Source organism: Oceanobacillus sp. CF4.6 (genome assembly GCF_051262635.1).
Lineage (GTDB): Bacteria > Bacillota > Bacilli > Bacillales > Amphibacillaceae > Oceanobacillus.
On the sequence record NZ_JBIMEX010000022.1, the window covers coordinates 1 to 7500 of the forward strand.

Genomic DNA, 7500 nt, shown 5'->3' on the forward strand with positions numbered 1-7500 from the left:
TAGGGTCTACTGAATAAATATAATTTCCTATTTACTTAAGGATTTTTCATGATTCTTGTCGGATTAATATGTAGGGGTAATTATGGAATACTATTAAAAAATTTTCACTTAGGGGGCTCACAATATATGAACGTAACGAACGACAAATGGTATTATTTGCATTTCTATTCGGCGGAAGGTTAAATTCAGGTAACCGCTGGGTGACACTGCGCATCTCATCCTTTAGGGAAAATTAGAAGGATTCATTGACACACTGCACCTGCCAGTCTTGTCAAATCCACCGACCTATTCGGAGAAGCACTTAAAGCATATTAGTCTGTGGCTAAACAGGAGACCTAGACGCAAGACTCTCCGTAACGTAATTGGGAAGAAACTAAATATCATTAAACGTGATTTAAAACATTGAAAATCTTGTTGTTTTCAAGGCTGTCTGGAACCCCATAGCCAATAAGCTAACAGAAAACAGAGAAAAATTTCCATGTTTTTGTTAGCTTCCTTTTTAATTATTTCATCATAGCGTATGACAAACAAGTCTTCGTTAAGACAGTATATTCAAATATTAAGTGACATTCAATTGTCTTTCACTCTCTTTACTCGTTGAATCAACTAATGATTTCCATGTTTTAAATAAAACTTCAATTTACCATTTTAATGTGTACATCGGATTTTTCACTTCCTATTTTATTGTTTCTCGTTGTATATTTGTCACATAGATGTTTATAGATACTTTTTTGTGCTGAAAGGGTATTTTCCCATTTCGTCTTTTTTATTTAGATTAATCGCATTTTGGGTTTCCTGTTCTTCGGTTGCCTATTCAAACATATAATTTCACCACTTAATCTTTAGTTCTTTAGTTTAGAAATAGCTTCATATTGTTATTTGGTTTTGAAAGAAAATACTCTGCCTTCTGTGTTCCCTTGGGAAAAAGTATGCTCCAAAGTAAGCAATCATAAATGCCATCCCCAAAGTTTTTAACCGTTCTTGTAGAAAAAGACTATTGTAATCAACGTTTATTGATACCATAATAAATGAAATAAACAAACTCATACTAAAAGACATAAAGAATGCAAAAATGAGTCTTCTATATTTTATATTAATTTTCAACTTTACCCCTTAAACCTCTCGAAAATAAGTAATCCCTATTGGCTCTCTCCCTGATTAGCGATATCACCTTTATATGATTTTTATATAAACTGCATCATATTGAGATATCGTCTTCTTTAATACAGGCTTTTCATAGTCTATTGTTTTTTCAATTTATGAAATTATTTATTAGACTTCTAACACTTGTAACTTAGAGCTTTTCTTTAAATACTTCTATCCGTATTGTAGCATAATAATTGTCCTATCCTTATTTAATAATCCTGCCAGTTAGTTACATAAATATCTTATCATAACCGGCAAATACCTTTCCCAAATCTGCAAATTATAAGATAATAACATGTTATTTCACAATAAAAAATCCCTTTAGAAAAATTATATCTAAAGGGATATAACAGTTCAACGTTAATTTTAACGACACTAAGCAATATTTGCACAAATTAAAAGAAAATTAAAAGAAAGATAATAATAAACGGTATTCCTAAAACCCATAACCAGAACTCAACAGAACCAACCATATTTAAATAAAAATCAGTTTGCATAAACCACTGGAAGGTAGCCAGGAATACAATCCCACAAAAGGTGGAGAAAGCAATAAACAGTATTAGCAAAAACATTACTAATACTGTTTTCTTCACTGACTGAACCAAAGCAACCATTATGAATATCCTCTTTCTCTAAATAAACCATATAAGTTTCTACCCAACATTTCTAAAGCCTCTTTTTTCAGTTCATAGTATCTTGTCTTTCCGATAAACAACTGAGGATAAATGACTTCATCACAATATCTTGAACCATCATTGCGTTTTTTCATATACTTCAATTCTATTAATTTCTGTTCAGCTGGAGTAAGTGATTCTACTGCATAATATAATGTATCTAGCCATTCGCTTGCTTGAACAGATTTCAGTGCAAATTGCTCAGTTTTACTATTATTGAAATTTGACCCACCCGGTGTATCCGATATAACGGAAGTAATACTAGGTACTTGTGTTTTTTGCGACATTGCCTTTATTTTGAAATAACGGTCTAGCCAGTTTTCTTCCGCATATTCAATATAAAACTGTTGTTCTTCTTTTAGAAAAGCTTCAATTTCTTCTTTTGTAAAAATCCCTTCAATATCAGCAACAAAATTCATTTATCATCATCCTTTCTTATAAGTGAAAAATCTATGTGTTGTTTCATGTTAATTTCTTGTTCCAGTGCAACAGGTGAATGATCCTTGGATAAATAATGAAGTACCCACGCAATACGTTTAAAGCATTCAGAAGCACATTGTAAATCACCCTTTTCAACTGATTCTAATGCCTGACCTAAATTAGTATCGTAAAGATCCCACTCTTTCTGCTCAAATCTTTTCATATTCGGCATCATCATTTCTTACCTCCTAAGTGAAATAGCATTCAATAAAGCACTTATCCTTTCATATAAAGATTGTGGGGATGAATAACATTCGTGAAATACATCAGATACGATTTCATACATCCCATATCTTGTTTTCGTTATTTGCATGTTTGTTTCCGGAATTGGTAAAGATTGATTCACCTTCAAATACATTATATTGTTATAAAGAGGATCATTTTCTTTTCCAAGATATTCATAAACATGAGTTTGCTCAATCACGTTATTAATGTGGCGCACCCCCCACCCCTTATATTCATCTTTCATGAAACTACCTTTCTCGTTCACACACTTCCCCTTTTATGACTGCTGGATTTCTAATTGCATGTAATAGTTCACCAATATATTTTTCTTCCTCGCTATTTATTCCGTAATGTTGTTGCATAGCTAGTTGATAGGATGAAAGTGCTTCGCAGATAATACTCGCTTCTGAATAGCTTGCATGTATTGCAATTTTCTTTTTCTTTCCACTATTTGTTGCTTTCATAAAAAATTGCCTCCTTAAAGTTCATATTAGAACCTAATACCGATTTCCATATATTAATCATGATTGATTACATCGCTTAAAACAGCTTAAACAATTACTTTCTATCCATTTTATGAAATGCTATAATAGTACAGGTATAAAGCTAGTCAGAAAAGGTCAGAAGATACTAGGCATATCTTCTACCTTCGTTTTTCTGGACTGCTAAATACTTTCTTGTTTCTTGTGCTGTTGGAACATATTTGTCGCCAACAGCACTTTTATGTTGGTTCCACTCCATCCATTTCCGATTGGTTTCTTCTTGACTATCTTTTGGATCGAATACCATAACGCTTTTCATTCCCTGCCACATTTAAAACCTCTCCTTTCGATAGCTTTCACCTTCAAAACGTATTGCTATAGCTAAATCCATCATCCGGTCCATAATACGTTCACCATTATTGCCATATTTCTGGATTAGCTTTGTTTCCGAATAATTAGTCGTACATACAGTAGCTTTATTCAGTCGCATATCAAATACCTTATATAAAACATCAGAAGCCCAGCTTTCGTAACCATATTCATTAGTTTTCACATATTCCGAGCCGACATCATCAAGCACTAACAAATCCAATCTATCTATCATTTTAAAAATCTGTGTTTCACTTATTCTCGCCTGGGGATTATATGTGTTCTTGATATAATCGAATAAATCAGTAACTTTGATATACAGTGTCTTATAGCCTTTTTGTCGCAACTCCTTGGTGATTGCAAAAGACAAATGACTTTTTCCCAATCCGCAAGCACCACTAAAAACAAGTGACTTTATCCCGTCAAAGCATTTGATATATTTCGTTGCTGCTTGTTTAGCTTGTATTTGTGATTTCTCTTTAGGATTGTAAGATCCAATTGTTACGTGCTTCAAATCGTTTGTAACCCGCTCAAAAGTTGCAATAAAATTCCTTTCTTTTAACTTTTCTCTTTCTTCTTTTGCCGGTATGTTTAAATCCCTCAATAACTGTTGATCAGCACAATATTTACATGCTCCCATAATGCCTTTAGATGTTTCATATAACTTGAATATCCTTCCGCAATGGTCACATTCTTTTTCACTATATTCTTTAAGAGGGAAGGTATCCTTTAAAATCGAATCAATAGCATTCACATGTAGCACCTCCTAGAATCTATCTCTTACAGGGTTATAATCAATAATATTGCTAACGGACTCAACCTGTTTCTGTCGTTTGTTTTGACTATTATCAATTTCTTCTACGGTCAGCAAAGATTCATTTTCCCAATTCTTTAATATTCCTTCAGTGTATTTAAGTCTCCTAGCATCATTTTCACAAGCAATATTTAATGCTTTTAAAATGACTTTGCTGGGTTCTTTAAATGAAGAATCATCTAACCACAACAACAACTGTTTTTTTGCATGAATGTTATTCACTCCAAATCCGTTTTTATCCCAAAACTGAATAATTTCAGATGTATGTTGTAGTTCTTCTTCTTTATCTTCTTTCTTCTCTCTTCTTTCTTCTTCTGTTGCGTGGCAGTCACGTGACGTCACATTTTTGGGCTTTTGTTCAAGTTTTTTTGCCTTTTCACGATCTCTTTGTTTTTGTTTTCTCAACTTGTTTTGCTGCCTGATTCTTTCCATTCCTTCAACATTTTGGTGTTTCTCCCAGTTTGTTATTTGTATAAAAGAGTCTTCGTCAAATTGAATCATTCCAAAATCACTTAAAGTTCTCAGTGCAAGCCGGACTGTATTAAGTGGCCTTCCGAAAATCGTAGCTAGCATCTCTTCCGTGAATGGAATGTTTTCACTAAGATAAATATATCCATTAGCATTCGTTTTTCCAGCTTGTGTCAGAAGCTTAATCCAAATAATCAGGATGGTATCTGACTCTGGCATTTGTTCAATCAATTTAACTTTTTCATCATCAAACATGGAAATATCTAACTTAATCCATTTCAAATTACCCATTGCAGCTTAGCCCCTCTCTTATCCAAAAATTTGATCAAAGTTGCGTTCTAAAAATTGAGACATTCTCTTTGCTTGAAAACTCCATGTCTGACCCTTACTTTTTGGATAGTGAACAAAACCCTCTAGTATAGGACGAAATTTACCTTTATACAAAATATTTTCTTTAAGCCATTCTTGTTTTTTACTAGTTCGTTTTTCTAAATCCTTCATACTCCAATAAACACCTGATAAAGATTCCTGCTTTAGCTCTTCTAATTCAACTTTACTAACTAATACTTTATCAGCTGGAATCGGAACGTTTAACTGTACATTTAAGTGTTGCAAATTCTTCACTCCCCAACTATAATAGAATTTAATTCTACTTAATTCCCAAAAAAAATGTAGTCTGTTGGAATCCCATACACTTTTTGAATATCTCGTTGCTGATTAGGTGTAAGATCCCCGGGGTTCCTCTCCCATTTAATCAGGGTGCTGTGCGAAATATCAAGACATCTAGAAGCCTGCATAATCGTTAAATTTGCATTAACCCTTGCTGCCTTTAATGAAATTTGAAGTATTTCCATAATATCCCTCCTTCGTAATCAATATACTAGAATTTAATTCTAGTGTAAAGGGTTCCTAGAAAAAAATTCTACTTAAATTTATTTAATGTTTAATAATATAGAATATAATGCTATAATTACAAGCAAAATGGGGGTTAAGAAATGAATAACGAAATAGAAAAAATCATATCAAACAATCTTAAAATGTTATTAATTGAACATAATATCAATCAAAGTCAACTGGCTAAAATTGCTGGTGTCTCTGAGTCAACAGTTGGAAAATGGATATTAAAAAAATCGTCTCCACGAATGGGTGCTATACAAAGAATAGCTGATCATTTTGGACTTCCAAAAAGCTATATTTTAACAGAACCAGATAATCTCTATGAAGTGAATTCTGAATTTGTAGAAGTTCCTATTTTGGGTGAAATAGCGTGTGGAGAGCCGATTCATGTATCCGAAAATTTCGTTGGATATAGAACAGAACCCAAAAATAGTTTACCAGAAGGGAACATTTTTTACTTAAAAGTAAAGGGTGACAGTATGAGTCCCACAATACCACAAGATGCATATGTGCTTATCCGGGAACAGCCAGAAGTGGAAAACGGAGAGATTGCAGCAGTTTTGGTTAATGGTGATACAGAGGCCACTTTGAAACGTATAAGCAAGCAAAAAGATTATTTAATGTTGATGCCAGACAATAGGCGTCATAAACCAATTATTGCGGATAAGGATCATCCAGCTAAAATAATTGGTAAAGCAATGCGATACACTTTTGATTTATAAACCGTAGTTAAACTTTTATTTTGGGAGGGATTTTATGGCTAGTTTTCAGAAACGCGGTAGGGTATGGCAATACACAATTAGTGCAAAGCCTAAACCCATTCGAAAATCAGGTTTTCGAACAAAAAAAGAAGCTCAAGTGGCAGCAGCTGAAGTGGAAAACAACCTAAATAGAGGACATTTTACACAAATGGAGTCTATTCCATTTGATGAATACTTCGAGAACTGGATAAAGCTTTATAAGACAAATATTAGTAAAACCACAATGAAACACTACCAATACTCTCTCGTTACTGTAAAAAGGTATTTTGACTATACTCCAATACAAAAAATCACACGCCAAGAATATCAGAAATTTATCAATGATTTTGGTTGTACTCGAGCAAAAGAAACCGTGGATAAATTAAATTCTCATTGTCGAGCATGTGTGAAGGATGCAGTGGAGAACTATATTATTCCGTTTGATTTCACACGGAGGGTTAATCTTACCTGGACCGTCAATGCTAAAAAACGGGAAGAAAAACATTTGAATTATGAGGAAAGTAAAAAGCTGTTTAACGAGTTACTAAATCGCCTAAATGATGGCCTGGGATATTATCTCATCCTGCTTGGTCTTTCAACTGGTTTTCGATTCGGAGAGCTAGTGGGATTGACAAGAAAAGATTTTAACTTTGAAGATAGTACGATTAATGTCGATAAAACATGGGGGTACTTGGAGAGACAAGAAAAAGGATTCGGATCAACAAAAAATGAAGAGTCTTTACGGGTCGTAAAGGTGGATAAAGTGACAATGGATTTATTTAAAGATCTATTTAAGTCTAACCCTCCAAACATACATCAACTTGTCTTTTATAGCCCTTCATCAAAGTATTGTGTTATTAGCAATACCAATGCGAATAAGCTATTGCGTAATATTTTAAGGGAACTGGAAATTGAGCCAATCACAATGCATGGGTTGCGACATACTCATGCCAGCGTTTTATTGTATCGAAAAGTATCAATGAATTATGTAAGTGAACGTTTAGGGCATAAAGATGTTGAAACAACCTGGAAGACATATTCACATATTTTAAATGAAATGCGTACAGAGGATGAACAAGAAACAGTATCTATTTTTGAGAGGATGCTTGTGTAAAAAATGTGTAAAATAAAATCATTTTCTTCCGGCTTCTATCTTATTTGCCGAAAATTAAAAAGTATGCTTGAACGTTGATAGGACAACATTC

General features: G+C 33.4%; 12 protein-coding genes. 2 read left to right on the forward strand and 10 right to left on the reverse strand.

Annotated features, from left to right (window positions below):
• Positions 1–867: 867 nt before the first annotated feature.
• The 10 genes from ACHABU_RS20345 to ACHABU_RS20390 all read right to left on the reverse strand — a co-directional run bounded on the left by ACHABU_RS20345 (position 868) and on the right by ACHABU_RS20390 (position 5512).
• Positions 868–1059, reverse strand: a complete 192-nt coding sequence (locus ACHABU_RS20345; protein ID WP_435766797.1) for a DUF2798 domain-containing protein — start codon at positions 1057–1059, stop codon at positions 868–870.
• 700 nt (positions 1060–1759) lie between these two features.
• Positions 1760–2239, reverse strand: a complete 480-nt coding sequence (locus tag ACHABU_RS20350) for an ArpU family phage packaging/lysis transcriptional regulator (RefSeq protein WP_435766786.1) — start codon at positions 2237–2239, stop codon at positions 1760–1762.
• Entirely contained in the window at positions 2236–2478 is a 243-nt protein-coding gene (locus ACHABU_RS20355; protein WP_435766787.1) for a hypothetical protein, read from the reverse strand. Before ACHABU_RS20355 ends, ACHABU_RS20350 begins: the two co-directional genes overlap by 4 nt.
• A 3-nt stretch (positions 2479–2481) precedes the next feature.
• Complete coding sequence (locus tag ACHABU_RS20360; RefSeq protein WP_435766788.1) at positions 2482–2769, reverse strand: hypothetical protein; 288 nt, start codon at positions 2767–2769, stop codon at positions 2482–2484.
• Between the two features lie 4 nt (positions 2770–2773).
• Complete coding sequence (locus ACHABU_RS20365) at positions 2774–2989, reverse strand: hypothetical protein (RefSeq protein ID WP_435766789.1); 216 nt, start codon at positions 2987–2989, stop codon at positions 2774–2776.
• Between the two features lie 166 nt (positions 2990–3155).
• Positions 3156–3338 carry a hypothetical protein gene (locus ACHABU_RS20370; protein ID WP_435766790.1) on the reverse strand — a complete coding sequence of 61 codons (183 nt, stop codon included), beginning with the start codon at positions 3336–3338 and terminating at the stop codon, positions 3156–3158.
• Positions 3339–4130: an ATP-binding protein gene (locus tag ACHABU_RS20375; protein ID WP_435766791.1), complete on the reverse strand. Its 792-nt coding sequence runs from the start codon at positions 4128–4130 to the stop codon at positions 3339–3341. It lies immediately after the preceding gene.
• Positions 4131–4142: 12 nt separating this feature from the next.
• Complete coding sequence (locus ACHABU_RS20380) at positions 4143–4949, reverse strand: phage replisome organizer N-terminal domain-containing protein (RefSeq protein ID WP_435766792.1); 807 nt, start codon at positions 4947–4949, stop codon at positions 4143–4145.
• Between the two features lie 18 nt (positions 4950–4967).
• On the reverse strand, positions 4968–5273 hold the full coding sequence (locus ACHABU_RS20385; RefSeq protein WP_435766793.1) for a DUF771 domain-containing protein: 306 nt from the start codon (positions 5271–5273) through the stop codon (positions 4968–4970).
• Positions 5274–5311: 38 nt separating this feature from the next.
• Positions 5312–5512, reverse strand: a complete 201-nt coding sequence (locus ACHABU_RS20390; protein ID WP_435766794.1) for a helix-turn-helix domain-containing protein — start codon at positions 5510–5512, stop codon at positions 5312–5314.
• A gap of 141 nt (positions 5513–5653) precedes the next feature.
• Between ACHABU_RS20390 and ACHABU_RS20395 the strand changes: the two genes are divergently transcribed.
• Together ACHABU_RS20395 and ACHABU_RS20400 are read left to right on the forward strand one after the other, a co-directional pair.
• The gene (locus ACHABU_RS20395; protein ID WP_435766795.1) at positions 5654–6277 is read left to right on the forward strand and encodes a LexA family protein; all 624 of its coding nucleotides are present in this window, start codon (positions 5654–5656) and stop codon (positions 6275–6277) included.
• 34 nt (positions 6278–6311) lie between these two features.
• On the forward strand, positions 6312–7409 hold the full coding sequence (locus ACHABU_RS20400; protein WP_435766796.1) for a tyrosine-type recombinase/integrase: 1098 nt from the start codon (positions 6312–6314) through the stop codon (positions 7407–7409).
• Positions 7410–7500 lie beyond the last annotated feature (91 nt).